This is a genomic window from Microvirga tunisiensis (assembly GCF_009296175.1).
Lineage (GTDB): Bacteria > Pseudomonadota > Alphaproteobacteria > Rhizobiales > Beijerinckiaceae > Microvirga > Microvirga tunisiensis.
Genome location: NZ_VOSK01000016.1, coordinates 1 through 26,676, shown reverse-complemented (window position 1 = coordinate 26,676; position 26,676 = coordinate 1). Strand labels below are relative to the sequence as shown.

Genomic DNA, 26,676 nt, shown 5'->3' with positions numbered 1-26,676 from the left:
GACCGTCCACCCTTCTCACGCATCGACAGGAAGAATGGTCCGGTTTTCCGGACAATGCCTTAACCGAGGCGAGCGGTCTTGCATCTGCGACTGAGAGGTGTCAGGTGAGCGGGAATGGCGCTTCCTCCTCTTCTTCTCCTCCAAGATATCGCGCTCACCTTCGGCGGCACGCCGTTGGTCGAGAGCGCCGAGCTTTCCGTTTCGCCGGGCGAGCGGGCCTGCCTTGTCGGCCGCAATGGCTCGGGCAAGTCCACCCTGCTTAAAATCGCCGCAGGGCTCATCGAGGCGGACCGTGGCAAGCGCTTCGTGCAGCCGGGAGCAACCGTGCGCTATCTGGCGCAGGAGCCGGATCTCTCCGCCTATCCCACGACGCTCGCCTATGTGGAGGCGGGGCTTGGACCGGGCGACGATCACTACCGGGCGCGCTATCTGCTGGAGCAGCTGGGTCTGACCGGAGACGAGAAGTCCGCCGACCTTTCCGGCGGCGAGGCCCGCCGCGCGGCGCTTGCCCACGTGCTGGCGCCTCAGCCCGACATCCTGCTGCTCGACGAGCCGACGAACCATCTCGACCTGCCGGTGATCGAGTGGCTCGAAGGCGAGCTGAAGAGCCTCCGCTCGGCGATGGTGCTCATCAGCCACGATCGCCGTTTCCTGGAAAGCCTCTCCCAGGCCACGATCTGGCTCGACCGGGGCAGGACCCGCCGCATGGATCGGGGCTTTGCCCATTTCGAGGAATGGCGCGATCAGGTCCTGGAGCAGGAGGAGGCCGAGCACCACAAGCTCGGGCGCAAGCTCGTGGCCGAAGCGGACTGGCTGCGCTACGGAGTGACGGCGCGGCGCAAGCGCAACGTGCGGCGCCTCGGCAACCTCCACGCCATGCGCCAGCAATACCGCGAGCGCACGCGCGCCGTTGGCACGGTCAACGTGAGTTTGGCCGAGGCGGAGCAGTCCGGCACCCTCGTGGTCGAGGCGGAGGGCATCTCGAAGACCTACGGCGACCGCGCAATCGTGTCGAACCTTTCCTTACGCGTCCTGCGCGGCGACCGCCTCGGCATCATCGGTCCGAACGGCGCCGGCAAGACGACCCTCATCAATATGCTCACCGGTGTCCTGGATCCGGACGGGGGCCGGGTTCGTCTCGGCTCCAACCTGCAGATGGTCACCCTCGACCAGCGCCGCGCGAGTCTCGATCCCGACGCCACCGTGGTCGAGACCCTGACCGGCGGGCGCGGCGACACGGTCACCATCGGCGGGCAGACCAAGCACGTCATCGGCTACATGAAGGATTTCCTGTTCTCGCCCGAGCAGGCCCGCACCCCTGTGGGCGTGCTCTCGGGTGGCGAGCGCAACCGCCTCATGCTGGCCCGCGCCCTGGCCCAACCGTCCAACCTGCTCGTGCTCGACGAGCCGACCAACGATCTCGATCTGGAAACCCTCGACCTCCTCGAAGAGATGATCCAGGACTATTCCGGCACTGTGATCCTGGTCAGCCACGACCGCGACTTTCTCGACCGCACGGTGAGCTCCGTCCTGGTGTCGGAAGGTGAGGGGCGCTGGCTCGAATATGCGGGCGGTTACACCGACATGGTGGCTCAGCGCGGGCGCGGCGTTCAGGCCCGTGTCGTCGAAAAGGAATCGAAGCCGAAGAGCGCCGACAGGCCGGCGGCCTCGGCTCCGGCTCAAGGCAAGCGCAAGCTCTCCTTCAACGAGCAGCACGACCTCAAGACGCTGCCCAAGCGCATGGGCGAGATGGAAGCCAGGATCGCCAAGGTGCAGGAGATCCTCGCCGATCCCGAACTCTATTCCCGCGATCCGGCCCGGTTCCAGAAGGCCATGGATGCGCTCACGCAGCTTCAGACGGAGCTGCACGCGGCCGAGGAGCGGTGGCTGGAGCTGGAGATGCTGCGCGAGGAGCTGGAGGGGTAGGGCCGGGCAGGCCATGTACGGCGCTATGGACCTCTTCTCCGCTGTGCGTCCTTCGAGGAATGTCAGTCACGACGTGATGGCCGGCCCTGTGCCGGTCATCCATGCTTTAAGACACACTGCCCTCATCCTGAGGAGGTCGCGGAAGCGACTGTCTCGAAGGAGGATTCAGTGCTCTCTGGATCCTCCTTCGAGACGCGGACTGCGTCTGCTCCTCAGGATGAGGTGTGAGAGAGTTGAAAGCGAGATCATCGGCACAAGGCCGGCCATCACGTGAGAGGATGGGGAAGGCGTTCAGCCCTCATGGAGATTGCTGGCGCTATCATTCCATCTGCCGTCATCCCCGGCGGTCCAAAGGACCGGGAAGGGGATCCACTCACGGGCTCTATCGCTATGAATTCCCTTCCCCTCCAGCGGCTTTCGCCGCTTCCGGCCGGGAATGACACCGTTGCACCCCCCCTCCACGTCATGGCCGGGCCCGTCCCGACCATCCCGATCGTTTGGAGCGCAGCGCCTTTCCAGCCGAGATCACCGGCACAAGGCCGGTGATGACGTGAAGAGAGAAGCTGACAAGATCCTCTGCTTCACTAAAGTGACGTCACCCGCTCGCTAGAAGCGGATCGTCACTGACGGAGGAACGCGATGAACTGCTTTTCGAGACGTTGCCTGACCACGATTCTGACGATGCTCTGCCTCGGGGTCGCGCCCGCGGCTCTCATGGCGGCGGAACCCGACCGGGACGCTTTGGCCGAGCGTGTGACGAAGCTGTCGCGCGGCACCCAGTGGAAGCCCGTTTCGGCCGTTCCGATCAATTTCCTGACCCATCACCCGCAGGGCATGGTGAAGATCGGCGACACGCTGTTCGTGTCCTCGGTCGAGATCAAGGAGCCGACCAAGCGGTTCCCGCAGCCGGTCGACGGATACGACCGCGATACGGGTGCCGGCGTCGGGCACCTGTTCAAGATCGACATGAAAGGCAACCTGATTGCCGACATCACCCTCGGCGAGGGCACGGTCTATCATCCGGGCGGGATCGACTACGACGGGAAGCATATCTGGGTTCCCGTGGCCGAGTACCGGCCGAACAGCCGCTCCATCGTCTATCGCGTCGATCCGGAGACCATGAAGGCCGAGGAGATGTTCCGCTTTCCCGATCATGTCGGCGGGGTGGTGCACAACACCGACGACAAGACCCTGCATGGGGTGAGCTGGGGCTCGCGCCGCTTCTACCGCTGGTCTCTCGACGCGAACGGAAAGCCCACGAACGCGAGCGAAAGCCCTGAGAAGCTGAGGGCGCTGAACACGTCGCATTATCTCGATTACCAGGACTGCAAATATGCCGGCAAAAGCCGCATGCTGTGCTCGGGCGTGACCGAGATGCGCATCACGCCCGAGGCGGCCCCGTTCCGGCTCGGCGGGCTCGATCTCGTCAGCCTCGCCGACGGCCGCCCGATCTTCCAGACGCCGGTGCTGCTCTGGTCCGCCTCAGGCTTCGACATGACCCACAATCCGGTCTGGATGGAGGCGAGCGATGCGGGGATCCGCGGCTATTTCATGCCCGAGGACGACAAGTCCACGCTCTACATCTACGACGCCGAGGTGAAGTAGCGCTCCGGTCGCGCTGCAAATCTCACGTCATCACCGGGCTTGTCCCGGTGATCCCGATTATGACGAGCGCTGCGCTCACAGCAATCGAGATGGCCGGGACAAGCCCGGCCATGATGGGGAAAGGTCGTGCGGGCCTTGTGTTCGGTCTCACGTCATCACCGGCCTTGTGCCGGTGATCTCGATTGGAAAAGCGCATCGCTTCACAGGATCGGGATGGCCGGCACGAGGCCGGCCATGACGTGGTCGTGTGTCACCCCCGGCGCACGAAATGCGGGAAGGGGGTCCATCGTGCCGAGGGTACGAGTGAATTCACTTCCCCTCCGATGGCTTTCGCCATCTCCGGGCGGGAATGACAGTGGAGTGTCCGGTGCCGCCGTTCGAGTCGAACGAGCAAACGGCGGATTACTCCCCTGCCTCCAGGGTGAACCCGGCCTTGAGCACCACCTGATAGTGGCGTACCTCGCCATCCGCGACGTGGCCGCGGGTTTGGACGACCTCGAACCAGCGCAGGTTTCTCAAGCTCTGGCTCGCGCGGCGGACCGCCGTCTGGATGGCATCCTCGATGCTGGTTTCGGACGAGCCGACGAGCTCGACGATCTTGTAGACATGGTCATCCATGAGGCGCTCCATGCTGGGCCGAAAAGAGTGAGCTAGAGCGCTGCCGGCATTTGCCTACAGGGTTCGGATCTTTGCGAAGGTTTATGTGCGTCGCCGAAGGAAAAAGTCCGGGCGCCAGGAACTTACGACGGTGACTCGTCGTTTGGAGCCGTCAGCTCGACCATACGGGGTCGGGCGGAGGAAGGACTTTCTGCGATGAACCTCAAGATATTGTTTGTTTCGAGCGCCCTGGCGCTTGGGGTTGCCGGCTGCATGACCCCGATGGCCTCGGCTCCTGCACCCGTTGCGGTCACCAGTGCGGCCGAATTCGTGCCTACGGCGACGTCCTCGAACCTGTTCGAGATCGAGTCGAGCCGCCTGGCCCTGCAGCGTTCGCGCGACCCCGAGGTTCGTCGCTTCGCCCAGCAGATGATCCGTGATCACAACGCAGCCTCGCGCCGCATGACATCGGTGGTGCGTCGCGCCGGCCTGCCGACGCCGCCGCCCGCCATGAACGCCAAGCACCAGCAGATGCTGGCGACCGTCCAAGCCGCCCCCAACTTCGATGCGGCCTATGTGAACGCCCAGCTCATGGCGCACCAGGAGGCCGTGGCCCTGTTCACGTCCTACTCGCAGAACGGCGACGTGCCGCAGCTTGCGCAGTTCGCCGGCGCGACCCTGCCCGTCCTGGAAATGCATCTGGAACATGTCCAGAGCCTCAGCGGCGGCGCAGCCCGCGCCATGTAAGAGTTTCCGCTGTTCCTAAGTCAGGCCGCCGGGAGATTTCCGGCGGCGCTTTTTTGGTTGAGGCTGAACCGCTCGAGGCTTCAGCCTTCCTTCCGATAGGCTTGGACCTCCTGCTCGATGGCGCCGAAGATCGAGTGGCCCGCCTTGTCCTTCATCTCGATGCGGATCGTGTCGCCGAAGCGCATGAAGGGGGTGCGCGGCTCGCCGTGGAGAAGTGTTTCCACCGTGCGCAGCTCCGCGAGGCAGGAATAGCCGAGGCCGCCCTGATCGATGGGTTTGCCCGGTCCGCCGGCCTCGTCCTTGTTGGAGACCGTGCCGGAGCCGATGATCGTGCCGGCTCCGAGCGGCCGGGTCTTGGCCGCGTGGGCGATCAGGGTCGGGAAGTCGAAGGTCATGTCGACGCCCGCATCGGGCTTGCCGAAAGGCTTGCCGTTGAGGCTGGAGAGCAGGGGCAGGTGGAGCTTGCCGCCGTCCCAGGCGTCGCCCAGCTCGTCGGGCGTAACGGCCACGGGCGAGAGGGTCGAGGAAGGCTTGGCGTGGAAGAAGCCGAAACCCTTCGCCAGCTCGGCGGGGATCAGGTTTCTCATGGAGACGTCGTTGACCAGAACGATCAGCCGGATGGCTCGGGCTGCATCCTCCCGTGTCGCGCCCATCCGGACGTCGTCGGTGATCACCGCGACTTCGGCCTCGAAGTCGATTCCATGGGCCTCGTCGGTGACCTGGATCGGGTCCCGCGGCGCGAGAAAGGAATCGGAGCCGCCCTGGTACATGAGTGGGTCGGTCCAGGAGGCCGGCATCTCGGCGCCGCGAGCCCTCCGCACCAGCTCGACATGGTTCACGTAGGCCGAGCCGTCCGCCCATTGATAGGAGCGGGGCAGGGGCGAGGCGCAGTCGTGCTCGTGAAAGCGGAAGGCCGGGACCGAGCCGTGCTCCAGCTGTTCCGCGAGATCCCGCAATTGAGGCTCGACTTTTTCCCAATTGTCCAAGGCTTGCTGTAGCGTCGGAACAATGAAAAAAGCATCCGTCGCGCGGGTCAGGTCTTTCGACACGATGACGAGGCGGCCGTCACGGCCTTGGTTGAGGGAAGAGAGCTTCATTGCCACCGACCAGGTTGTTATGGTCCATTCAACTTGCAACAGAATGCTTTCCGGGGAAACGCCAATGACGACGATGAAGAGAAGAAACTTCCTGAAAGGGGCAGGGCTCGCGGCTGCGGCCGGTACGGTGGCCGCCCCGGCGATCGCCCAGAGCATGCCGGAGATCCGCTGGCGTCTGACCTCGAGCTTCCCGAAATCCCTGGACACGATCTTCGGCACCGCCCAGACCTTCGCCAAGTACATGGCGGAGGCAACCGACAACAAGTTTCAGATCCAGGTCTTCGCCCCCGGCGAGATCGTCGGTGGCCTGCAGGCCATGGACGCGGTGCAGAACGGTTCCGTGGAATGCGCCCACACCCCGCTCTACTACTACATCGGCAAGGAGCCGGCTCTGGGCATGGGCACGGGCCTGCCCTTCAGCCTCAACGCGCGCCAGCTCCATTCCTGGTGGCACTTCGCCGGCGGCAAGGAGATCATCAACGAGGTGATGGGCAAGTATAACTGCACCTCCCTCGTGTGCGGCAATTCCGGCACCCAGATGGGCGGCTTCTTCCGCAAGGAAATCAACACGGTCGACGACCTGAAGGGCCTCAAGTTCCGCATCGGCGGCCTGGGCGGTCAGGTCCTGGCCAAGCTCGGCGTCGTGCCGCAGCAACTCGCTCCCGGCGACGTCTATCCGGCCCTGGAGCGCGGCACCCTCGACGCGGCCGAGTTCGTCGGTCCCTACGACGACGAGAAGCTCGGCTTCCTGAAAGTTGCCAAATACTATTACGCGCCCGGCTGGTGGGAGGGCGGCGCCATGCTACACCTCGTGGTCAACCAGCAGAAGTGGAACGAGCTGCCAAAGCAGTACCAAGCCATCATGAACCAGGCGACGGAAGCGGCGAACAACTGGATGCTGGCCAAATATGATGCGGTGAACGGCCAAGCTCTGCGCCGCATGGTCGGCGCCGGCGCGGAGCTGCGCACCTTCTCTCCGGCCATCATGGAGGCCTCGCTCAAGGCGGCCAACGAGCTCTATGCCGAGCTCTCGGCCAAGAACGCGGATTTCAAGAAGGCCTACGATTCCATGGTGGCCTATCGCAACGATGTTCTGCCCTGGTGGCAGCTCAACGAATACGCCTTCGACACCTTCATGATCCGCACCCGCGGGCGGGCGTAGGCCGGGAGCGGCTATGCTCCGAGGGCCTTAGGTTTCGTCAGCACTCACGGCTCGGCATAATCGCAAGATTCCAAAAACGGCGCGGTCGGTTGATCCGACCGCGCCGTTTTTGTTTGATCACACTTGACCTAAGGTCGGAAAATCTAGTTGCCCGTGCAACGAACTCTGCTACTAGTTGCTTCTGCAACGATTGGCGGGACGATGGCAACTGGATCTGCAGCGAAGAAGAGAGAGCCCGAGCCGCTGGTGGTTCTGGAGCAGTTTCTGCCGTACAGGCTCAATGTTCTGGCCGGACTGACGTCGAGTGCGCTCGCCCAGATCTACGCCGAGCGCTTCGGTCTCTCGATCCCGGCCTGGCGGGTCATCGTGACCCTTGGGCAATATGAGGCCCGCACGGCGCGGGACATGGCACCCGACGGCGTCATGCATAAGTCCACCGTTTCACGGGCCGTCTCGGCGCTCGAGAAGCGCGGCCTCATTGTTCGTCGCCCCAATCTCGAGGACCGCCGGGAGGAGTGGCTGGCCCTGACACCGGAAGGGCGGGCGATCTACGAGGCGGTGGCTCCTGAGGCTCTTGCCGTTGAGGAACGTCTCCTGTCGGTCTTGACGCCTCAGGAACAGAAGACGCTTGCCGCCTTGATCGACAAGCTCACCCAGCAGGCCCGGTCGCTGGCGCCTGAAACGATCGAGGAGGGTGACGCGTGAAGCTCTATACCTATTTCCGTTCGTCTGCGGCCTACAGGGTCAGGATCGCCCTCAACCTGAAGGGCGTGACGTACGAATCCGTGTCGATCAATCTGTTGAAAGGGGAGCAGCGCGAGGAGGGCTACAAGGCCGTCAATCCTCAGAAGCGCGTGCCATCCCTCGATATCGGCGCCACGACCCTGATCCAGTCTCCAGCCATCCTCGAATATCTCGACGAGGTTTATCCGGAGCCTCCCTTGCTGCCGGTCGGTGCCGTCAACCGCGCCAAGGTGCGGGCGATTGCCAGCTTGATCGCCTGCGATATCCATCCGCTCAATAATTCCGGAACGCTGGCCTATCTCAAGAACCGACTCGGGCACGACAAGGCCGCTGCCGACGAATGGTATGCCCATTGGGTGCGGGAGGGTTTCGAGGTTATCGAAACCCTGCTCGGGCCAGGACCCTATGCTTTCGGTCCCCGGATCACGCTGGCCGACGTTTATCTCGTACCGCAAGTCTTCAACGCCCGGCGCTTCGACGTCCCGCTCGATCCCTATCCCAAGATCGCCGCGGTGGATGCGGCTTGCGCCGCGCACAAAGCCTTTCAGGACGCCGCTCCGGCCAATCAGCCTGACGCAACCTGAAGAAGAATCGCATCCGTTACCGGGCGAATGCGTTGTTTTCACAAGCAGAGGCCTCTCGATCGGCAGAGGCACGACAGGAGGATAATCATGGGACCATTCCCGCACGATGCGCCGCCAGCCGCCATTTCCGAAGAGAACCCCATGGGCACCGACGGCTTCGAATTCGTGGAATTCTGCCATCCCGACCCGCAGGCTCTGGATCGTCTCTTCAAGACGATGGGCTTCAGCGCCGTCGCCAGGCACCGTTCGAAGAACGTCATTCTCTATCGCCAGGGCGATATCAATTTCATCGTCAATGCGCAGCCGGGCTCCTTTGCCGAGCGTTTCGCCAGCCAGCACGGCCCGTCGGCTCCGGCCATGGCCTTTCGGGTCGCCGATGCGAAATACGCCTATGACCGCGCGCTTTCCATGGGCGCCAAGCCGGTGCAAACCCAGGTCGGCCCCAATGAGCTCGAGATCCCGGCTATCGAGGGAATCGGCGGCCTGCAGATCTATTTCGTCGACCGCTATGGCGCGAAAGGCTCCATCTACGACGTCGACTTCGAGTGGCTAGGCGAGCCCGATCCGAAGCCGAAGGGCGTCGGCCTCTATTACATCGATCACCTGACCCATAACGTCTATCGCGGGCGCCTGAACGAATGGGCGGGCTTCTACGAGCGTCTCTTCAACTTCCGCCAGATCCGCTACTTCGACATCGAAGGCAAGCTGACAGGTCTGCACTCCCGCGCCATGACGAGCCCTGACGGCAAGATTCGCATCCCGATCAACGAGGACGCGGGCGAGACGGGGCAGATCGAGGAATATCTGCAGGAATACAAGGGCGAGGGCATCCAGCACGTGGCTCTCGGCTCGCACGATCTCTACGAATCCATCGAGACGCTCATCGAGGGCGGGCTTGAGTTCATGCCCGCCCCGAACGAGATCTATTACGGCCGTATCGACAAGCGCCTGCCCAGCCACGAGGAGCCTCTCGAGCGCCTCAAGAGAAACGGAATTCTGATCGACGGCGAGGGCGTAGTCGAGGGCGGCTTCACGAAAGTGCTGCTCCAGCGCTTCGGCAAGACCGCCATCGGGCCGATCTTCTTCGAGTACATCCAGCGCAAGGGCGATGACGGATTCGGCGAGGGCAACTTCAAGGCCCTCTTCGAATCGATCGAAGAAGACCAGATTCGCCGAGGCGTGATCGGTCCGAAGGTTGCCTAAGCTCTGACAGGCCGACGATTCGAGAGAGGCCGGGCTCGCTCGGCCTTTTTTATTGGCTCTGGGAGAGCGAACTATCGAAACTGTGACGGGCGTTATTCACAGGGGCCGGTTTATCCTCTGCCTCCGCAAAACTTCCATTCGAGCCACCTGAGTGGTGATCAGACAAAGTCCAAACCCTTTTTCCTTAAGGATTTGTCAACTCCAGGGTCAGAGTCTTAACGAAAAGTAAAGAACTCAGCTTTGAACGTTGCGTTTGTGCAACATGCCCCTGAAAAGCCCCGGCTCTTGCCCGTTTTGCGCCTTCATTCAGTTGCTTGCGGTCCAGTCCTGGATAATGTGGCTGCAGCGACGGGGGCACCCCAGTCGTCTTCCTGGTGAGTTCGACCGAAAAGGCGGGCCGCCGGGTACTTAGGGGAAAAGGGACGTGTTTAGGGCTTCGTTGAAGCATTCGAAGCACAAAAACCCGGCCCCCCAGGGTCTCGAAACTTTGGAGGTTTAACCATGAAGCTCGCTAAGAGCCTCTTTCTCGGATCGGTCGCGGGTCTCGCGGCTGTTGCCGGAGCTCAAGCCGCCGACCTTCCCGCGAAGAAGGCCGCTGCTGTCGAATACGTTCGCGTCTGCTCCACCTACGGCGCAGGCTTCTTCTACATCCCCGGCACCGAAACCTGCCTCCGCGTCGGCGGCCGTGTTCGCGCCGAGTTCCGCTATGTCGAGCCGCTCGACCGCTCGCAGGATGCCATCGGCTTCCGTACTCGTGGTCGTCTGAACATCGACGCCCGCACCGCCACCGCTTATGGTCTGCTCCGCACCTTCGTGCGCTTCGAGATGACCCGCGACACCGGCGTGTACGGCTTCAGCGCCACGACGGCCAACGTCGACCAGGCCTTCATTCAGTTCGGCGGCCTCACCGCCGGTCGTACGGTGTCGTTCTACGACAACAGCGACCTGCCCACGGGCCACTTCGGCACGCTCCGCTTCTCGGACGCTCCGACCGTGAACGTGTTCGCCTACACCTTCTCCTTCGGCAACGGCTTCTCGGCCACGCTGGCGGCTGAAGAAGGCCGCTTCGCTGGCACCTTCCTTGGCAACCGCCAGGTCACCACCAACGGTGTTGTCAGCATTGTCCCGAACACGTTGTTCAACGAAGCCGGTCAGACCTATCCTGACCTCGTCGGTAACGTGAAGTACGCCGGCACCTGGGGTTCGGCTCAGCTCTCCGGTGCTCTGCACCAGCTGCGCAGCGACGACCTTGTTGCCGTTGGTCCGGGCGCCTTCGACTATCCTGACTCCGAACTCGGCTGGTCGGTGTCGTTCCAGGGCTCGCTCAACCTGCCGTCTCTCGCGGCTGGCGACGCCCTCTGGTTCGCAGCGTCCTACGCTGACGGCGCTCTCGGCTACCTCGGCTTCGGCAGCAGCGCGACCGTTGGCTCGCTCAACGTCTCTATTGCTGATGCCGTTGTCGGCATTGATGGCGACATCGAGACCGGCACAGGCTGGTCGCTTGCCGGTGGTCTGCGTCACTACTGGACCCCGACCATCCGCCAGAACGTGTTCGGTTCGTATGCTCGCGTCGAGTACGGCAACGACCTGATTCGGGGCTTCCTCCCGGGCAGCGTGATCAACGCAAGCGCGTTCGATTTCGACGAGTGGCGCGCTGGCACGAACGTGATCTGGTCGCCGGTGTCTGGCCTGGACCTCGGTGTTGAGGTTCTCTACGCCAACGTCGATCCGCGTGGTCCGGATCCGGTTGGCTCGGACAACGACGTTTGGGAAGGCCGCCTGCGCGTTCAGCGCGACTTCTAATCGGCTTATCCTGATTGGATAGAGGAACCCCGGTGGCAACACCGGGGTTTTTCGTTTTGGCCGGCAACCGATACAAATGGTTCGCTGACGCAGTTGAACCGTTGGGGCGAAGAGGACTCCGGTAATCGCGACGGTAGCTGCAGATCAAGAAAGCTGCAGATCAAGAAAGCGGAATAGGTCCCGGCTGCGAACTAGCTCCGCAAGCCTTTCCGTTCGACCCGAGGGGGAAGACGCTGCCTTTCAGTCCCGGAGATCAACGCCAGCGACAAAATCTCTGATGATTGGGATGAGATTGCCTTCAAGTGAGGGGGCGTGGCCCTGCTCCGGCACCGTGATAGCCGTGAGGTGCGGATGCCGTTCCTGCATCACCTGCAAGGTCTCAGTTGTCAGCAGATCGGAATGGCTGCCCCGGATGGCGAGGACGGGGAATGGCTTCATGGTCTCGAAAAGGGGCCACAGATCCGGCAGGGGCGCTTCGAGATCGAGACCCTCGAGCGTTTTCATCAGATTGGGATCGTAATTCAGAACGAGCCCATCTTCAGTCTCTCGCCAGGTCCCCCGCGCCATCTTCTCCCATTGCCCGTCCGTATAGCCGGGAAACTGGGCCTCCGACCTCTGACGCAGGATGTCAGCGGCCTCACTCATGGTCCGAGGCGTGGGGAGTTTGCCGACATAGCTCCGGATCCGCATCAATCCCTTGGCTTCAAGGACTGGTCCGATATCGTTCAAGACCGCGCCTGCGATGATTTCAGGTCGCGCCGCGCTGAGGGCCATCGTGATCAAGCCGCCGCGGGAGGTGCCGATGAAGATCGCCTTCCCGATTCCGGCAGCCGTTAGGACCTGCAGGGTATCATTCAGTTCGACCTTGAGGTCGTAGTTGCGCCAGTCCCTGTCCCATTCGGAGCGCCCACGCCCGCGGTAATCAAGGCACAGCACGCGGCGCGGCCATGAAGGATCATGACTCAGGGCTTCTGCCAGGTCATGAAAATCCTTGGACGTTCTGGCAAGTCCGGGCAGGCATACGACAGGGAGCGCATCGCCCGTCTGCGGGCGATAATCACGGGCGTAGAGCCGTAATCCGTTTGCGGCGGATACGAAAAGGTCGCGGTAGGAGCAACTCATCTCCGTCCGTTTTCGGTAAATCTTCGACGATCCGGATCCTGCATCATCAATTGGTGCTTGTCGCATCCGCCGTTGCTGGAACGAGCGGCGCGGGCTTCTCGTTCAGACGCTGCCGGTAGACCCTCAGGTTCTCCAGCACCCGTTGGACGTAGTTACGCGTCTCATAGAACGGGATCCGTTCGACCCAGTCGACCTCATCCACATCGGGCTTGCGAGGATCGCCATAGGTCCTGATCCACTTGATCACGTTGCCGCCGCCCGCATTGTAGGACGCGAAGGCGAGAATATAGGAGCCCTTCCAATCCTCCATCAGCTCGCCGAGATGTGCCGAGCCGATCTTCGCATTGTAGGATGGGTCCTCGATCAGCCGCTTCAGGTCGAAGCCGACGCCGAACCGCTGCGCCGTTCTCTTCGCGGTGGCGGGCATGAGTTGCATGAGTCCGCGCGCGCCCGCACTCGAGATGGCGCGCGGATTGAAAGCACTCTCCTGCCGGGCGATGGCATAGACCATGGCAGGCTCGACCTCGTCGCCGACAGGCTGGAAATCGGGAATGGCCGCAAGCGGATAGGCATGCTGATCGAGCGGGAAGCCCCGTTGCAGAGCCATCTTGCCGATGGAGAGCACCGCGCGAGGATTCTGCTGGGATGTGGCCAGACTGGCCAGTGCATCGAGCTGCCCCGGATCGCTCAGGGATTGGGCGAGATCGGTGTACAGGCTGAGGGCGAGATCCTGCTCGCCGATCTGCTGCAGCAGTTTCACCGCATGGACGGGAACGAGGGCATCGAATCCCTTGCGCTCCTCCTCCGAGAGCGGATCGACTTTTCGTAGCGAGATGGCGTGACCCAGCTTCGCCTGGGCCAGTTGCCCGTAATAGGTCGTGGGCTGCTCGGCTGCGCGTTCATAGTAGATTCTGGCGTCCTGCCCTTGGCCGACCTCCTCCGCCGCGCGTCCCTGCCAATAGGCGACGCGGGAGATGGAGATCGGCGTCGAGGCTGTTTTGGCGACTGTCGCGAAGTGTTTGGAGGCCGTCGCCGGATCGCTCAGGAAGCGGAGAGCAATCCACCCTGCGTGAAACTCCGCCTCGATCTGCTGCACCGGCGATTCGGCGGCATGATGACTTGCCACGTCATAGGCCAACTTGGGATTGCCCTTGTCGAGCAGGGCGCGGGTGATCAGGCGCTGCTCGGCCCACCATTCGTCGCCGTCGACCCGCATTTCGGGATCTCGCGGCGCCTCCATGATGATCGCAGCCGCCTCCATCAGGTTGTTGCTCCGGCGCTGGAGCAGCGCCCTGGAGAACAGATAGGAGGCGTCGCTGCGCAGGGAGACAGGCACGGCGGCAAAGGCTTTCTCGGCCTTCTTCTTGCCCTGGAAGACAGCCATTCGCGCCTTCACGAGCAACTCATACTCCTTGCCCGCATAGCCGGCCGCGCGCTGGGCTCCACCCCAATTCTCCTTCAGGAGAAGCCGCTCCATGCGGAAGCGATGGTCGGATTTTGCGAGAACATCCGGAAAGCGGTCGAGGATGCGGCGCTCCGCGTCGGCGCCGAAGGTGTCCTCCCGCCAGATATGGCGGATCTTCTCGATCGCATCCTGCCCGAGGCCTTCCGCCTGAAGAGCGAAGGCGAGGGCGATCCGCCCGGCGGGGGTTCCAGGAGGTTGCTTTGCGAAAAAGGCACGAATCTGGGAAGGAGGCCTGCGCTCGGCCAGCAGCGCATCCTCACTCCGTCTCCGAAGCTGGCTCGTGACCGGCCAGTCCGGGTAATCCTTCTGAAAGGCGAGGATGCGATCGAGGCCCATGGTGAGGCCGCTGCGGATCGCAAACCATTCGACGGTGGCGTGGGCAGCGGGCTGGGTGAGCTTGGTCCTGAGGATCTGAGCCTCGGTCAGATCGTTGTCCCGATAGGCCTTGAAGATCCCGGCCAAGTGATCCAGGTCTCCCGGCACCGGCGCGGCGGGCACGAAGTTTTCCAGCGTGGTGGATTGTGCCGGTCCCGGCGTGTCGGGAGGAGTTTCGGTTGCGTGGACGGTGAGAACGAGGAATGGGACAAGCGCGACGGATGTCACAAGACATATGAGAGGACGCATGTTGAGGCTCATCCGCTAACCCTCTTGCCGCCGCCTTTTATCTCATTGTGACGACGTTTCTCTTGAGGAAACACTAAGAGCCGAGCTAGGACAACTCCCTGAACGAACGTTTGCGCGCATGCGCCGCACCCCCTATGTGTAAAACCCTTGTGGCCCAAGAGAAGGCCCGGCGGACCATCGAGGATAACCCCATGACCCAATTCAAAGGCTCCATCACGGCTCTGGTGACCCCCTTCAAGGATGGAGCCGTGGATGAGGCGGCGTTCCGGTCCTTCATCAACTGGCAGATCCAGGAAGGGACGAACGGCCTCGTTCCCGTGGGAACGACGGGTGAGAGCCCCACGCTGAGCCATAAGGAACACGAGCGGGTCGTCGAGATCTGCGTCGAGGAGGCGAAGGGCAGGGTACCGGTGATTGCGGGTGCCGGCTCCAACAGCACGGCGGAGGCGGTCGCGTTCTCCAAGCATGCGGAAAAGGTCGGCGCCGACGCGGTGCTGATCGTGACGCCCTATTACAACAAGCCGACGCAGGAAGGCCTCTACCAGCACTTCAAGGCCATCAACGATGCCGTCGGGATCCCGATCATCATCTACAATATCCCAGGCCGTTCGATCATCGACATGTCGGTGGAGACGATGGCGCGGCTCTATGAGCTCAAGAACATCGCCGGCGTGAAGGATGCGACCGCCAACATGGCGCGCGCGAGCCAGCAGCGGCAGGTGCTGGGGCCCGATTTCATCCAGCTCTCGGGCGAGGACGCGACCGCGCTCGGCTTCATGGCCCATGGCGGACATGGCTGTATTTCGGTCACCTCGAACGTCGCGCCCCGGCTCTGCGCGGAGATGCAGAACGCCTGCCTGAACGGCGACTACGCCTCGGCGCTGAAGGTGCAGGACCGCCTCATGCCCCTGCACACCAACCTGTTCATCGAAACCAACCCGACGCCCGTGAAATATGCCGCGTCCCTGCTCGGCCTCATGGAGGATACGGTGCGCCTGCCACTGGTGCCCGCCTCCGAGGGCGCCAGGCAGGCCGTTCGTTCGGCCATGGTCCATGCGGGCCTGATCAACGCTTAAGAGCTCATGTCAAAAGATCCAAAGAGTGCCAACCGCGTCGTCGCCGACAACAGGAAGGCGCGGTTCAATTACGAGATCCTCGATACCTACGAGGCGGGGATCGCGCTGACCGGCACGGAAGTGAAATCGCTGCGCCAGGGGAAGGCGACCATCGGCGAGGCCTTTGCCGGTCCGTCGGGAGAGGAGTTCTTCCTCTTCAACGCCTATATTCCGGAATACCTTCAGGCGAACCGCTTCAACCACGAGACGAAGCGTCCGCGCCGTCTGCTGCTGCACAAGCGCCAGATCGACAAGCTGATCGGCGCGACCCAGCGCGAAGGGTTCACCGTGATCCCGCTCAAGATCTATTTCAACGATCGCGGGCGGGCGAAGGTGGAGCTCGGCGTCGGCCGCGGCAAGAAGCTACACGACAAGCGCGAGACGGAGAAAGAGCGCTCCTGGAATCGGGAGAAGGCGCGTCTCATGCGCGAGAAGGGCTGACGGAGCGTTCTTCCGCGCTAGATTTCTCCTCTCGGCTTGGGAGGGAAGACATGGCGTCCGTTGCTCTGGTCTCGGTTCTTGGCCCCGATCGGGTCGGTCTCGTCGCGGCGATTGCGGAGCACCTCTTTGACGTGGGCGTGAACCTGAGGGACACGACCTTTGCTGCGCTGGGCTCCGGCGCCGAATTCGTCGCGCTCTGCGAGCTTCCAGCGGATCTGACGGCCGCTGACATCGAGGCAGGCCTGAAGCTGCTTCCCGAGCTGGACGGGGCCGAGATCCGGGCCGTTCCCTATGCCTTCGACCCGAGCCCCGGTCCTGCGGGAAATATCACCCACCGCATCACCATCAGCGGCGGCGATCAGCTCGGCCTCGTGGCCCGCCTCTCGGAGGTTTTCAAGCAATACGAGGCCAATATCGTGCGCCTCGAGGCGCGCAAGCTCCCGGATAGCGAGGGAGGCCTTTATGTGACCCGATTCGCCGTTTCCATTCCCGCCGGGCAGACGGATCTCTGCTTGGCGACTGTCAGCAATACGGCCGGATCTCTCAGCCTCAGCTGTCAGGTCGAAGAGAGTTCGCTTTAACAGCAAATGGCCGGGACAGGCCCAGCCATCATGTGCATTCAGCCAGAGGCTGAAATCTCAGATATCGACGTCGCCGTCCTGCGGCTGCCGGATGCCGTACCGGCTCTCGAGCGCGCCGTTGCGCGGCTGTTGCGGGCGTGAGCGCTCGCCGTTCTCGTTCCCGACGCGCTGCGGACGGTCCGAAGGGTCGCGTCCGATGCGGGACGCCAGCTGCGACAGGTCGAGGAACTCGTCGGCTTGGCGGCGCAGCTCGTCGGCCACCATCGGCGGCTGAGTCGTGACCGTGGAGGCGACGGAAACCCGAACGCCACGGCGCTGCATGGCCTCAACCAGGGAGCGGAAATCGCCATCGCCGGAGAACAGGACCATGTGGTCGATGTAAGGGGAGAGCTCGAGCGCGTCGATGGCGAGCTCGATGTCCATATTGCCCTTCACCTTGCGGCGACCGGCGGAATCGACGAATTCCTTGGTCGGTTTCGTCACCACCCGGTAGCCATTGTAATCGAGCCAGTCGATCAGCGGACGGATGGAAGAATATTCCTGATCTTCTACAAGCGCGGTGTAGTAAAAAGCCCGGACCAGAGTGCCCCGACCTTGAAACTCCTTCAGGAGCCGCTTGTAATCGATATCGAAGCCAAGGGTTTTGGTGGTCGCGTAAAGGTTGGCGCCATCAATGAAAAGCGCAATCCGCTGCTGGGCTGACATAAGTATTCTCTATTAGTGTCTGCCGGAGCGGCGTAACAACCTTCATTATTCAAGCGGCATCTTTTATTTACGCAGGCAATTAAATTGCGTGGAAAAATTATGACGCGCCTTAAACTAGGCTGCTATTAACCCTTCGGACGAGTAAAAACGACAATGGCAATTACTTAATGGCGTGTAAATTCCAAGAGTCAAGTTGTCAGAACCAAGGCAGTCAAGCCTGTGTGGGACAAATAAACAGTTTTTTATGATTTAAGATTGCGACTGCCCGGCTTGATGGCCGGAAGGGCGGCCAAATCCGGCGGCAACTGGCCCGGTGCATAGGCCGGAATGTCGAGCTGAACGAGGGACACCAGGGGAGCGCCGAGATCGGCTTTGCCACCGGAGCGATCGATGAGGCAGGCGGCGCCGAGAATCGTGCCGGGATGCTCCCGCAGGGCCGCCAGACATTCCCGAGAGGAAAGTCCCGTCGTAACGATGTCCTCCACCATGACGACGCGGGCTCCCTCCGGAATCGTGAAGCCGCGGCGCAGGACGAACACCCCGTTCTCGCGCTCGACGAAGATCGCCTTGCATCCCAGATGCCGGGCCGTCTCGTAGCCTGGAACGATGCCGCCGACAGCCGGCGAAACCACATAATCGACGGCCCCGAAAGTCTCCCTGACCTTCTCCGCCAGCGCCCGGCAGACCCGTTCGGTGCGTGCCGGATCCTGGAACACGAACATCTTCTGCAGGAAGACCGGGCTGTGCAGCCCGGACGAGAGGATGAAGTGTCCCTCCAGCAACGCGCCTGCGGAGCGGAATTCGTCGAGAGCTTCGTTCGGGGTCATGGCTTCGAGTCTCCTGCGTCGGCGCTCTTTGGCAGGCAGACCGGCGCGAGGCAAGGGGAAACAGGATGCCTTATCGTGAAGAATCCGCAACCTCAACCAGCCATCTGGGCAGGTCTGCAAGCGACGGCAGTTCCGCGAAGCGAGGATGTTCTGTCGGGAGTGGGGCATCCTCGTGGGCCCAGACGAGATGGTAAGGAATGAGGACGGCATAGCTGCCGGCCTCGAGAGCGGGCAGGACGTCCGAGCGCACGGAGTTTCCGGCCATCGCGGCATGTTCCGGGCCTGCGCCATGCCGCGAGAAAATTCGCGTGTAGGTCTGCGCCTTCTTTTCGCTCACGATCTCGACGCCTGAGAAGAAGTTGCCGAGACCCGATGCGGCGAGCTTCGATTCCTGGTGAAAGAGGTCGCCCTTGGTGATCAGGATCAGCTTGTATTGCGCGGAGAGTTCTTCGAGTGCCTCATGGACGCCGGGGAAGGGCTCTACCGGATGCCTCATCATCTCCCGTCCGGCCGCCAGGATTTCGGTAATGACCTGAGTGGGCACTTGGCCCTTGCTGACCGCGAGCGCCGTCTCCAGCATCGAGAGCGTAAAGCCCTTGGCGCCGTAGCCGTAGAGGCCGAGATTGCGCTTCTCCGTCGCCTCGATCTCCGCTTCGAGCGTCTCGGCATCGACAAAATCGGCGAGGAGTTCGTTGAAGCGCTGACGCGTCAGGCGATAGAAAGTTTCGTTATGCCAGAGCGTATCATCGGCATCGAGGCCTAGAACGGAGATGGGCATCTGGAGTCCCTGCCGTGACCTTTTTCAGGGGCTGTTTTGCGTCGCCTGCACGAAGGCGCCGAACAGGCTGTTACAGGGATGATCTTGCATGGCAAAGGCCTCCGGATGCCACTGAACGCCAATGGCGAAGCGCCGGCCTGGAATCTCGATGGCTTCGATCACGCCGTCATCCGCTCGGGCCGACGTGACGGCTCGATCAGACGTCTCGACAACCGCCTCCTGATGGCGGCTGTTCACATCGAGCCGTGTCGTGCCCAGGATGCGCGACAGCATCGTGCCCGGCACGATCTCGACGGAATGTATGGCATTCCGATTGTCATGGTCGAGGATATGCGAGCCGGCTTTTCGGACCTCATGCACCATGCGCCCGCCGTGAAGGCAGGCGAGCATCTGCATGCCGTTGCAGATGCCGAGCACTGGCTTGTCACGCTCGAGAAAGCCCTGCATGAGCGCCTGCTCGACCTCGAGGCGCTCCGACGACGGATACCGCGATCCGTCACCAGCGATGTACCATTCATGGGGAAACCGGATGCGTCCGCCGACGCTGACGAATCCGTCGAATTCTGCGATGACGCTTTCGACCATATCGGGGAGATAGGGAATCCCAAATGGCATCCCGCCCGCGCGATGCACGGCCGTGAAATAGGTCTTGGGCATCTCGTATCCGCTGCCGCCTGCGGTGGTGTTTTCATCCATGATGACGGCGATGCGGGGCTTACGCGACATTGAGGGTCCTATCCGGTGACGCGGTCGACGCGGCTCACGACACGCTTGGCGCGCAGCTCCGCGATGATGGCGTTGAGGTGCTTCAGGTCCCACACCGTCAGATCGATGGTCATGTCGGTGAAGTCCTGGGTGCGCCGCTTCATGGAGACATTGTCGATATTGCCGTCATGATCGGCGATCACCTGGGTAATTTGGGCGAGCGATCCGGGCTCGTTGATCGATTGCAGCTTGATCCGCGCGGGGAAGCGCTGCGTGGAGCCCGATTCGAGATCCCAGCGCACATCGATCCAGCGATCAGGCTCGTTGTCGAACGCGGCCAGCGACGGGGATTGAATCGGGTAGATCGTGACACCCTCACCGGGAGTGAGAATGCCGACGATGCGGTCTCCCGGCACGGCGCCGCCATCTGAAGCGAAGCGGATCGGCATGTCTTTGTTGAGTCCACGGACCGGAATGCCGTCCGGATGCTCGCTCGCCCCTTTCTTGCCCGCCCCGTCAGGCTGCCCGCTGCCCTTGCCGTCGGAGCTGGCTCGCCGCTCGTCCAGATAATCGGGATAAACCGCCCGCACCACGTCGCCGGAGAACATTTCGCCTCGGCCCACCGCCGCCAGCACGTCTTCGACGGACACCCGCGCCAGACGGGGCAGGGCGCCTTTCAGCTTCTCGTCGGAGAAGGGACGAACGGCCCGCTCAAAGGCGCGCTCCAGGATTTGATGGCCGAGTCCGGTGTATTGCCGGCGCACAGCGGCGCGGGTCGCGCGGCGGATCGAGGCGCGCGCCTTGCCGGTGACCACGAGGGATTCCCAGGCCGCCGGGGGCGTCTGACCCTCGGCGCGGACGATCTCTACCTCGTCGCCATTCTGCAATTCGGTCAGAAGGGGCGACATGCGGCCGTTGATCTTGCAGCCCACCGCCGTGTTGCCGACATCGGTGTGCACCGCATAGGCGAAGTCGATGGGCGTCGCGCCGCGCGGCAGGGCGATGAGGCGCCCCTTGGGCGTGAAGCAGAAGACCTGATCGTGGAAGAGTTCGAGCTTCGTGTGCTCGAGAAACTCTTCCGGATTGTCACCCTCGGCCAGGAGGTCGATGGTGCGTCGCAGCCATTGATAGGCGCGGCTTTCCGTGGCGAGGCGCGAGTTGTCGTTGACGCCTTCCTTGTAGAGGGCATGGGCGGCGATGCCGTATTCCGCTACCTCATCCATGTCGTCGGTGCGGATCTGCAGTTCCACGCGCTGGCTTCCGGGGCCGATCACCGTGGTGTGGATCGAGCGGTAATCGTTCTGCTTCGGCGTCGAGATGTAGTCCTTGTAGCGCCCCGGCACCATCGGCCAGCTGGTATGGACGACGCCGAGCGCCCGGTAGCACTCATCGATGGTGTTCACGATGATCCGGAAGGCGAAGATATCGGACAACTGCTCGAAGGAGACGGATTTTCGCTCCATCTTGCGCCAGATGGAGTAGGGCCGCTTCTGGCGCCCCGTCACCGTCGCCTCGATTCCTTGGGCGCGCAGCTTGGTCGTCAGCGTCCGTTCGATCTCGTCGACGAGCTTCTCGCTCTTGGTGGAGAGTTCGTGCAGGTGACGCTTGATGGCCTCGTAGGCTTCCGGATCGAGGTTCTGGAAGGACAGCTCCTCCAGTTCCTCGCGCATCTCCTGGATACCCATGCGTCCGGCGAGCGGGGCATAGATGTCGAGGGTCTCCTCGGCGATGCGCTTGCGCTTGTCCGGCGGCATGAACTGGAGGGTGCGCATGTTATGCAGGCGGTCGGCGAGCTTGACCAGCAGCACCCGCACGTCGTCCGCAACGGCCAGAAGGAGCTTGCGAAAGTTTTCCCCTTGGGCCGCCCGCTTGGAGACGAGATCGAGCCGCTTGATTTTCGTCAGCCCATCGACGAGAGCACCGATCTGAGGGCCGAAGGTCTTGTTGATCTCCTCCAGCGTCGCCTGCGTGTCTTCCACCGTGTCGTGGAGAACCGCCGCCGCGATGGTCGCCTCGTCGAGCTTGAGGTCGGTGAGGATGGCAGCCACTTCGAGGGGATGGCCGAAGAACAGGTCGCCGGATGCGCGCTTCTGGTTGCCATGGGCCATCATGGCGTACACGTAAGCACGGTTGAGAAGCGCCTCATTGGCCGAGGGGTTGTAGCGCTTGACCCGCTCGACGAGTTCATATTGGCGCATCATGCGGCCGCATTCTCCTTTTGGTCCGTTATCTGGCTGAAATCACGAAGTTATCGAAGATATTGTACAACGTCCTCCAACCGCAAGGCGAATAGCTTGCCGCAGGCGGCCTATGCGGGGGTGTGGTTAAGCCGGCCAACAAAAAAGCCCGGCATCGAGCCGGGCTTTTGAAACCGTAGCGGGTGCTTATTCGCGGTCGTCGTCGTCCGCGCTGCTGCTCGGGGGCACGAGGCCTTCGAGGCCGCGGAGCAGGTCGTCTTCGCTCATGCGGTCGAACTGGACGTCCGCATCGTTGTCGCCGCCGGTCGAGGGCGCGGCAGCCGTGTTGCTGAGCATGGGAACGGCTTCGGCCTCGGGCTCGTCCACCTCGACGTATTTCTGCATCGAGTGGATGAGCTGCTCCTTCAGATCATCGGGAGCGATCGTCTCGTCCGCGATCTCGCGGAGAGCCACGACCGGGTTCTTGTCGCGGTCACGATCGATCGTCAGCGGCGAGCCCGACGAAATGAGGCGGGCCCGGTGGCTGGCCAGCAGAACGAGCTCAAACCGGTTGTCGACCTTGTCGATGCAGTCTTCGACGGTCACGCGAGCCATGCGGGGCTCCTTCTTGAGTCATTGAGAATATCGGAAGAGGGACCGGATACACCGGTTGGCAGGAGAAAACAAGAGGAAGCGTTCTCCGGCAGGGACTTAACCTGAAGTGCGTTTGCACACTCCGACCTTACCCCAAGCTATAGATTATAACATAATATAGCATGAGCTGGCGGGCGCTCCTTGATGATCTTACGTAAGGGCCTACACACGCCGGGACATTCCTTCGGATGGCTCTTGGCCAGGTTGGGTTTTCGCCAGAGCGGTGTTGACAGACGTCTCCTGACTGGTTGGCGGCGTCTCATCTGATAAACAGGTCAAGTGCGGGGCCGCGTGCTCTCCGCCTTGACTCATCGGCTCCCCGGTGCGAGTCCCGCGCGGAATTCGATCAATTGAGGGTTCCATTCCTGATGAAGCGCGCATTCATTTTTCCCGGTCAGGGGAGCCAGGCGGTCGGGATGGGCAAGGCCCTTGCCGATGCCTTTCCGCAGGCCAAAGCCGTTTTCGACGAGGTTGACGCGGCTCTCTCCCAGAAACTTTCCATCATCATGTGGGAAGGACCGGCGGAGGAATTGACCCTGACGGCCAACGCACAGCCGGCCCTGATGGCGGTAAGCCTGGCGGCGATCCGGGTCCTGGAGGCCGAGGCGGGCCTTGACCTCGAGAAGCATGCCGCCTTTGTCGCCGGCCACTCGCTGGGCGAATATTCGGCGCTCGCCGCAGCCGGCAGCCTTTCCATCTCCGATACGGCCCGCCTGCTGCGGATTCGTGGCAATGCCATGCAGAACGCCGTTCCGGTGGGGCAGGGCGCCATGGCGGCGCTTCTCGGCCTGGAATACGACGCCGCCCTCGAAGTGGCCCGCGAGGCCGCGCAGGGCGAGGTCTGCGATGCGGCCAACGACAATGGCGGTGCCCAGGTCGTCGTATCGGGCCATAAGACTGCCGTGGAAAGGGCCGTGGCGATTGCCCAGACCAAGGGCGCCAAGCGCGCCGTGATGCTGGCCGTGTCCGCCCCCTTCCATTGCGCGCTCATGCAACCTGCGGCCGATGCCATGCGCGAGGCCTTGGGCACCGTGACCGTCAATGCCCCCGCCGTCCCGGTCGTCGCGAACGTGGAAGCTGCGCCCATTACCGACCCGGCGGCGATCCGCGATGCCTTGGTTCGCCAAGTCACCGGCACCGTTCGCTGGCGCGAGAGCGTGGCCCATATGGCCGCCCAGGGCGTTGAAGCATTTTATGAAATCGGCTCCGGTAAGGTCCTGACCGGACTCGTGAAACGCATTGCGTCCGGCGCCTCGGCCACGGCCATCGGTACCCCTGAGGATGTCGCCGCTTTCAAAGCCTCCCTGAACGGATAAGAGGAGCCCTGCATGTTCGATCTCACTGGCCGCAAGGCTCTCGTCACCGGCGCCACGGGCGGCATCGGCGGCGCCATCGCCCGCGCTCTCCATGCCCAGGGCGCCACCGTCACCCTGTCCGGAACCCGGCGGGCAGCCCTCGACGAACTGGCTTCGTCCCTGGGCGAGCGGGTCCATGTGGTCGAGGCGAATCTGGCGGACAAGGATTCGGTCGAGGCCCTCGTTCCGGCGGCCGAGGCCGCCATGGGTGGGCTCGACATCCTGGTCAACAACGCCGGCGTGACGAAGGACAACCTCTTCATGCGCATGAAGGACGAGGAGTGGGATACGGTCATTGCCGTGAATCTGAGCGCCTCCTTCCGCCTGTCGCGGGCCGCCGTGAAGGGCATGATGCGCCGCCGCTATGGCCGTATCGTCAACATCGGCTCGGTCGTGGGTTCCACCGGCAATCCGGGGCAGGGCAACTATGCCGCCTCCAAGGCGGGCCTGATCGGCATGACCAAGGCGCTCGCCGCCGAGGTGGCGAGCCGCAACATCACGGTTAACTGCGTCGCTCCAGGCTTTATCGCCTCACCCATGACCGACGTGCTGAACGAGAAGCAGCGCGAGGGGATCCTGGGCACGATCCCCATGGGGCGGCTCGGCCTGGGCGAGGAAATCGCTTCCTCCGTGGTTTATCTTGCGTCCGGCGAAGCCGCCTACGTGACGGGCCAGACCCTGCACGTAAACGGCGGAATGGCTATGTTCTAAAGGAACTTATCGCCCATTCGGGAATCTGTTTGCAGGTGTCGTTCACCCCTCGCCAGATAGGATAAGCTTGTGTTAAGCATGATCCCGATCAGGTCAAAGGGGTTGACCGGCGCTTAAAAATGCGGCTTTGCACGGCGCAGGGTAGCCGTTTCAGCGTTGTCAGCTGAACAGCTGATCTAATTTGATTTCTTAACCCGCCCAATTCCTGAGGCGGCAGCCACTGAGGAAAATACGATGAGTGACGTCGCTGATCGCGTGAAGAAGATTGTTGTCGAGCACCTCGGCGTCGAAGCCGACAAGGTGACCGACAATGCCAACTTCATCGACGACCTGGGCGCCGACAGCCTGGATACGGTCGAGCTGGTGATGGCGTTCGAGGAAGAGTTCAACGTCGAGATCCCGGACGACGCGGCTGAGACCATCGTGACGGTCGGCGACGCGATCCGCTTCCTCGAGAAGAACGCAGCCTAAAGCGCTGAAAAGGGCGTCGGATGACTCATTCGACGCCCGAATTTTATTGATCGATAGGGCAGGAAATCATGCGCCGGGTAGTTGTTACAGGTCTTGGCATGGTCACCCCGCTGGGAAGCGGGGTCGATGCCACATGGTCCCGCCTCGTCGAGGGGCAAAGCGGCGCCAACAGGATCACGGATTTCCGGGCCGATGACCTGGCCTGCCAGATCGCCTGTCAGATCCCACGCGGCGACGGCTCCAACGGCACCTTCAATGCCGATGAATGGATGGAGCCCAAGGAGCAGCGCAAGGTCGATCCCTTCATCGTCTATGCGATGGCCGCCTCCACCATGGCGCTGCGGGATTCGGGCTGGGAGCCCAAATCCTATGAGGACCAGTGCGCGACCGGCGTTCTGATCGGCTCCGGCATCGGCGGCATCGGGGGCATCTACGAGGCCTCCGCGACCCTGATCGAGCGCGGCCCGCGCCGCATCTCGCCCTTTTTCATCCCCGGCCGTCTCATCAATCTGGCCGGCGGCTACGTGTCCATCGAACATGGCCTGAAGGGTCCCAATCACGCCGTGGTGACCGCCTGCTCCACCGGTTCGCACGCCATCGGTGATGCGGCCCGTCTGATCGCGTTCGGCGATGCGGACGTGATGGTCGCGGGCGGAACGGAATCGCCGATCAACCGGCTGTCCATCGCCGGCTTCGCCGCCTGCCGCGCCCTGTCTACGAATTTCAACGACGACCCGACGCGTGCCTCGCGCCCCTACGACAAGGACCGTGACGGCTTCGTCATGGGCGAGGGCGCCGGTGTCGTCGTGCTCGAAGAGTACGAACATGCCAAGGCGCGCGGCGCCAAGATCTATGCCGAGGTCATCGGCTACGGCCTGTCGGGCGATGCCTACCACATCACCTTGCCGTCTGAGGATGGCGACGGTGCCTATCGCTGCATGGCCGCGGCCCTCAAGCGCGCCGGCATCGACGTCTCCGAGATCGACTACGTCAACGCCCACGGAACCTCGACGCCGCTCGGCGACGAGCTGGAGTTGAAGGCCGTCGAGCGCATCATGGGCAATGCGGCGGGCAAGCTCTCCATGTCCTCCACCAAGTCGGCGATCGGCCACCTTCTGGGTGCTGCGGGCGCCGTCGAGGCGATCTTCTCGATTCTGGCCATGCGCGACGGCATCATTCCGCCGACCATCAACCTCGACAATCCGTCGATGGAAACGGCTATCGATCTCGTGCCCAAGCAGGCCAAGCGCAAGGAGATCAACGTGGTTCTGTCGAACTCCTTCGGGTTCGGCGGGACTAACGCTTCGATCATTCTTCGTCGTGTATCCTAGAGCGCGTTGACATTCAGGCTTTCGACGGACTCGCAAATCTGATTCAAGCTCCTTTTGGGCGCGGAGGCTTGGGTGAGCGGAGTTCGTCTGATGTTGAAAGATCACCAGTGGGATCGGATGGAGCCGCATTTGCCGGGCAAACGCAT

At 62.6% G+C, this 26,676-nt stretch carries 25 protein-coding genes; 15 read left to right on the top strand and 10 right to left on the bottom strand.

Going from position 1 to position 26,676, the window contains the following annotated elements; translation table 11 throughout:
* Positions 1 to 114: 114 nt before the first annotated feature.
* A complete protein-coding gene (locus FS320_RS07355) occupies positions 115 to 1,926 on the top strand; it encodes an ABC-F family ATP-binding cassette domain-containing protein (protein WP_152710439.1) in 1,812 nt (603 codons plus the stop codon).
* A 639-nt stretch (positions 1,927 to 2,565) separates the two neighbouring features.
* Entirely contained in the window at positions 2,566 to 3,531 is a 966-nt protein-coding gene (locus tag FS320_RS07350) for a DUF6454 family protein (RefSeq protein WP_152710438.1), read from the top strand.
* Between the two features lie 402 nt (positions 3,532 to 3,933).
* Here the strand turns inward: FS320_RS07350 and FS320_RS07345 are convergent, their stop codons facing one another.
* On the bottom strand, positions 3,934 to 4,149 hold the full coding sequence (locus FS320_RS07345; RefSeq protein WP_152710437.1) for a dodecin: 216 nt from the start codon (positions 4,147 to 4,149) through the stop codon (positions 3,934 to 3,936).
* A gap of 195 nt (positions 4,150 to 4,344) precedes the next feature.
* Between FS320_RS07345 and FS320_RS07340 the strand changes: the two genes are divergently transcribed.
* Entirely contained in the window at positions 4,345 to 4,875 is a 531-nt protein-coding gene (locus tag FS320_RS07340) for a DUF4142 domain-containing protein (protein ID WP_152710436.1), read from the top strand.
* An 80-nt stretch (positions 4,876 to 4,955) separates the two neighbouring features.
* Here FS320_RS07340 and FS320_RS07335 read toward each other — a convergent pair whose 3' ends face one another.
* The gene (locus FS320_RS07335) at positions 4,956 to 5,972 is read right to left on the bottom strand and encodes a fumarylacetoacetate hydrolase family protein (RefSeq protein ID WP_152710435.1); all 1,017 of its coding nucleotides are present in this window, start codon (positions 5,970 to 5,972) and stop codon (positions 4,956 to 4,958) included.
* Between the two features lie 73 nt (positions 5,973 to 6,045).
* Here FS320_RS07335 and FS320_RS07330 point away from each other — a divergent pair, with 73 nt between their 5' ends.
* The 5 genes from FS320_RS07330 (at position 6,046) to FS320_RS07310 (ending at position 11,468) form a co-directional block, all read left to right on the top strand.
* Positions 6,046 to 7,134 (top strand): TRAP transporter substrate-binding protein, encoded by a 1,089-nt coding sequence (locus FS320_RS07330; RefSeq protein WP_162002874.1) that lies wholly within the window; start codon positions 6,046 to 6,048, stop codon positions 7,132 to 7,134.
* A gap of 201 nt (positions 7,135 to 7,335) precedes the next feature.
* Positions 7,336 to 7,839, top strand: a complete 504-nt coding sequence (locus tag FS320_RS07325) for a MarR family winged helix-turn-helix transcriptional regulator (RefSeq protein WP_152710433.1) — start codon at positions 7,336 to 7,338, stop codon at positions 7,837 to 7,839.
* On the top strand, positions 7,836 to 8,462 hold the full coding sequence (maiA, locus tag FS320_RS07320; RefSeq protein ID WP_162002872.1) for a maleylacetoacetate isomerase: 627 nt from the start codon (positions 7,836 to 7,838) through the stop codon (positions 8,460 to 8,462). The genes FS320_RS07325 and maiA overlap by 4 nt, the downstream gene beginning before the upstream one ends.
* An 87-nt stretch (positions 8,463 to 8,549) precedes the next feature.
* Positions 8,550 to 9,665 carry a 4-hydroxyphenylpyruvate dioxygenase gene (hppD, locus tag FS320_RS07315; RefSeq protein ID WP_152710432.1) on the top strand — a complete coding sequence of 372 codons (1,116 nt, stop codon included), beginning with the start codon at positions 8,550 to 8,552 and terminating at the stop codon, positions 9,663 to 9,665.
* A 501-nt stretch (positions 9,666 to 10,166) separates the two neighbouring features.
* On the top strand, positions 10,167 to 11,468 hold the full coding sequence (locus FS320_RS07310; RefSeq protein ID WP_152710431.1) for a porin: 1,302 nt from the start codon (positions 10,167 to 10,169) through the stop codon (positions 11,466 to 11,468).
* Between the two features lie 240 nt (positions 11,469 to 11,708).
* Here the strand turns inward: FS320_RS07310 and FS320_RS07305 are convergent, their stop codons facing one another.
* Both FS320_RS07305 and FS320_RS07300 read right to left on the bottom strand, forming a co-directional pair.
* Entirely contained in the window at positions 11,709 to 12,590 is an 882-nt protein-coding gene (locus tag FS320_RS07305) for an alpha/beta fold hydrolase (RefSeq protein ID WP_152710430.1), read from the bottom strand.
* 46 nt (positions 12,591 to 12,636) lie between these two features.
* Positions 12,637 to 14,679, bottom strand: coding sequence for a lytic transglycosylase domain-containing protein (locus FS320_RS07300; RefSeq protein WP_152710429.1), 2,043 nt, complete (start codon positions 14,677 to 14,679; stop codon positions 12,637 to 12,639).
* 191 nt (positions 14,680 to 14,870) lie between these two features.
* Between FS320_RS07300 and dapA the strand changes: the two genes are divergently transcribed.
* The 3 genes from dapA to FS320_RS07285 are packed head-to-tail and all read left to right on the top strand — an operon-like array spanning position 14,871 to position 16,816.
* Entirely contained in the window at positions 14,871 to 15,755 is an 885-nt protein-coding gene (dapA, locus tag FS320_RS07295) for a 4-hydroxy-tetrahydrodipicolinate synthase (RefSeq protein ID WP_152710428.1), read from the top strand.
* A 6-nt stretch (positions 15,756 to 15,761) separates the two neighbouring features.
* Positions 15,762 to 16,235: an SsrA-binding protein SmpB gene (smpB, locus tag FS320_RS07290; RefSeq protein ID WP_152710427.1), complete on the top strand. Its 474-nt coding sequence runs from the start codon at positions 15,762 to 15,764 to the stop codon at positions 16,233 to 16,235.
* Positions 16,236 to 16,285: 50 nt separating this feature from the next.
* On the top strand, positions 16,286 to 16,816 hold the full coding sequence (locus FS320_RS07285) for a glycine cleavage system transcriptional repressor (RefSeq protein WP_152710426.1): 531 nt from the start codon (positions 16,286 to 16,288) through the stop codon (positions 16,814 to 16,816).
* A 57-nt stretch (positions 16,817 to 16,873) separates the two neighbouring features.
* Here FS320_RS07285 and FS320_RS07280 read toward each other — a convergent pair whose 3' ends face one another.
* From FS320_RS07280 to rpoZ, 6 genes are all read right to left on the bottom strand, one after another.
* Positions 16,874 to 17,521 (bottom strand): LabA-like NYN domain-containing protein, encoded by a 648-nt coding sequence (locus FS320_RS07280; RefSeq protein WP_152710425.1) that lies wholly within the window; start codon positions 17,519 to 17,521, stop codon positions 16,874 to 16,876.
* Positions 17,522 to 17,763: 242 nt separating this feature from the next.
* A complete protein-coding gene (gene pyrE, locus FS320_RS07275) occupies positions 17,764 to 18,348 on the bottom strand; it encodes an orotate phosphoribosyltransferase (RefSeq protein WP_152710424.1) in 585 nt (194 codons plus the stop codon).
* A gap of 70 nt (positions 18,349 to 18,418) precedes the next feature.
* Positions 18,419 to 19,126: an HAD family hydrolase gene (locus tag FS320_RS07270; protein ID WP_152710423.1), complete on the bottom strand. Its 708-nt coding sequence runs from the start codon at positions 19,124 to 19,126 to the stop codon at positions 18,419 to 18,421.
* A gap of 24 nt (positions 19,127 to 19,150) precedes the next feature.
* On the bottom strand, positions 19,151 to 19,852 hold the full coding sequence (locus FS320_RS07265; protein WP_152710422.1) for a gamma-glutamyl-gamma-aminobutyrate hydrolase family protein: 702 nt from the start codon (positions 19,850 to 19,852) through the stop codon (positions 19,151 to 19,153).
* Positions 19,853 to 19,860: 8 nt separating this feature from the next.
* Complete coding sequence (locus FS320_RS07260) at positions 19,861 to 22,032, bottom strand: RelA/SpoT family protein (protein ID WP_152710421.1); 2,172 nt, start codon at positions 22,030 to 22,032, stop codon at positions 19,861 to 19,863.
* Positions 22,033 to 22,215: 183 nt separating this feature from the next.
* Complete coding sequence (gene rpoZ / locus FS320_RS07255; protein WP_152710420.1) at positions 22,216 to 22,623, bottom strand: DNA-directed RNA polymerase subunit omega; 408 nt, start codon at positions 22,621 to 22,623, stop codon at positions 22,216 to 22,218.
* Positions 22,624 to 23,030: 407 nt separating this feature from the next.
* Between rpoZ and fabD the strand changes: the two genes are divergently transcribed.
* The 4 genes from fabD to fabF all read left to right on the top strand — a co-directional run bounded on the left by fabD (position 23,031) and on the right by fabF (position 26,530).
* A complete protein-coding gene (fabD, locus tag FS320_RS07250; RefSeq protein WP_152710419.1) occupies positions 23,031 to 23,978 on the top strand; it encodes an ACP S-malonyltransferase in 948 nt (315 codons plus the stop codon).
* 12 nt (positions 23,979 to 23,990) lie between these two features.
* Positions 23,991 to 24,728: a 3-oxoacyl-[acyl-carrier-protein] reductase gene (gene fabG, locus FS320_RS07245; RefSeq protein ID WP_152710418.1), complete on the top strand. Its 738-nt coding sequence runs from the start codon at positions 23,991 to 23,993 to the stop codon at positions 24,726 to 24,728.
* Between the two features lie 234 nt (positions 24,729 to 24,962).
* The gene (locus FS320_RS07240; RefSeq protein ID WP_009764365.1) at positions 24,963 to 25,199 is read left to right on the top strand and encodes an acyl carrier protein; all 237 of its coding nucleotides are present in this window, start codon (positions 24,963 to 24,965) and stop codon (positions 25,197 to 25,199) included.
* 68 nt (positions 25,200 to 25,267) lie between these two features.
* Positions 25,268 to 26,530 (top strand): beta-ketoacyl-ACP synthase II, encoded by a 1,263-nt coding sequence (gene fabF / locus FS320_RS07235; RefSeq protein WP_152710417.1) that lies wholly within the window; start codon positions 25,268 to 25,270, stop codon positions 26,528 to 26,530.
* The last annotated feature ends 146 nt before the right edge of the window (positions 26,531 to 26,676 follow it).

Coding starts and splice junctions, on each gene's coding strand:
- FS320_RS07355 (WP_152710439.1), top strand. CDS start 115: ATGGCGCTTCCTCCTCTTCTTCTCCTCCAAGATATCGCGCTCACCTTC.
- FS320_RS07350 (WP_152710438.1), top strand. CDS start 2,566: ATGAACTGCTTTTCGAGACGTTGCCTGACCACGATTCTGACGATGCTC.
- FS320_RS07345 (WP_152710437.1), bottom strand. CDS start 4,149: ATGGATGACCATGTCTACAAGATCGTCGAGCTCGTCGGCTCGTCCGAA.
- FS320_RS07340 (WP_152710436.1), top strand. CDS start 4,345: ATGAACCTCAAGATATTGTTTGTTTCGAGCGCCCTGGCGCTTGGGGTT.
- FS320_RS07335 (WP_152710435.1), bottom strand. CDS start 5,972: ATGAAGCTCTCTTCCCTCAACCAAGGCCGTGACGGCCGCCTCGTCATC.
- FS320_RS07330 (WP_162002874.1), top strand. CDS start 6,046: ATGAAGAGAAGAAACTTCCTGAAAGGGGCAGGGCTCGCGGCTGCGGCC.
- FS320_RS07325 (WP_152710433.1), top strand. CDS start 7,336: ATGGCAACTGGATCTGCAGCGAAGAAGAGAGAGCCCGAGCCGCTGGTG.
- hppD (WP_152710432.1), top strand. CDS start 8,550: ATGGGACCATTCCCGCACGATGCGCCGCCAGCCGCCATTTCCGAAGAG.
- FS320_RS07310 (WP_152710431.1), top strand. CDS start 10,167: ATGAAGCTCGCTAAGAGCCTCTTTCTCGGATCGGTCGCGGGTCTCGCG.
- FS320_RS07305 (WP_152710430.1), bottom strand. CDS start 12,590: ATGAGTTGCTCCTACCGCGACCTTTTCGTATCCGCCGCAAACGGATTA.
- FS320_RS07300 (WP_152710429.1), bottom strand. CDS start 14,679: ATGCGTCCTCTCATATGTCTTGTGACATCCGTCGCGCTTGTCCCATTC.
- dapA (WP_152710428.1), top strand. CDS start 14,871: ATGACCCAATTCAAAGGCTCCATCACGGCTCTGGTGACCCCCTTCAAG.
- smpB (WP_152710427.1), top strand. CDS start 15,762: ATGTCAAAAGATCCAAAGAGTGCCAACCGCGTCGTCGCCGACAACAGG.
- FS320_RS07285 (WP_152710426.1), top strand. CDS start 16,286: ATGGCGTCCGTTGCTCTGGTCTCGGTTCTTGGCCCCGATCGGGTCGGT.
- FS320_RS07280 (WP_152710425.1), bottom strand. CDS start 17,521: ATGTCAGCCCAGCAGCGGATTGCGCTTTTCATTGATGGCGCCAACCTT.
- pyrE (WP_152710424.1), bottom strand. CDS start 18,348: ATGACCCCGAACGAAGCTCTCGACGAATTCCGCTCCGCAGGCGCGTTG.
- FS320_RS07270 (WP_152710423.1), bottom strand. CDS start 19,126: ATGCCCATCTCCGTTCTAGGCCTCGATGCCGATGATACGCTCTGGCAT.
- FS320_RS07265 (WP_152710422.1), bottom strand. CDS start 19,852: ATGTCGCGTAAGCCCCGCATCGCCGTCATCATGGATGAAAACACCACC.
- FS320_RS07260 (WP_152710421.1), bottom strand. CDS start 22,032: ATGATGCGCCAATATGAACTCGTCGAGCGGGTCAAGCGCTACAACCCC.
- rpoZ (WP_152710420.1), bottom strand. CDS start 22,623: ATGGCTCGCGTGACCGTCGAAGACTGCATCGACAAGGTCGACAACCGG.
- fabD (WP_152710419.1), top strand. CDS start 23,031: ATGAAGCGCGCATTCATTTTTCCCGGTCAGGGGAGCCAGGCGGTCGGG.
- fabG (WP_152710418.1), top strand. CDS start 23,991: ATGTTCGATCTCACTGGCCGCAAGGCTCTCGTCACCGGCGCCACGGGC.
- FS320_RS07240 (WP_009764365.1), top strand. CDS start 24,963: ATGAGTGACGTCGCTGATCGCGTGAAGAAGATTGTTGTCGAGCACCTC.
- fabF (WP_152710417.1), top strand. CDS start 25,268: ATGCGCCGGGTAGTTGTTACAGGTCTTGGCATGGTCACCCCGCTGGGA.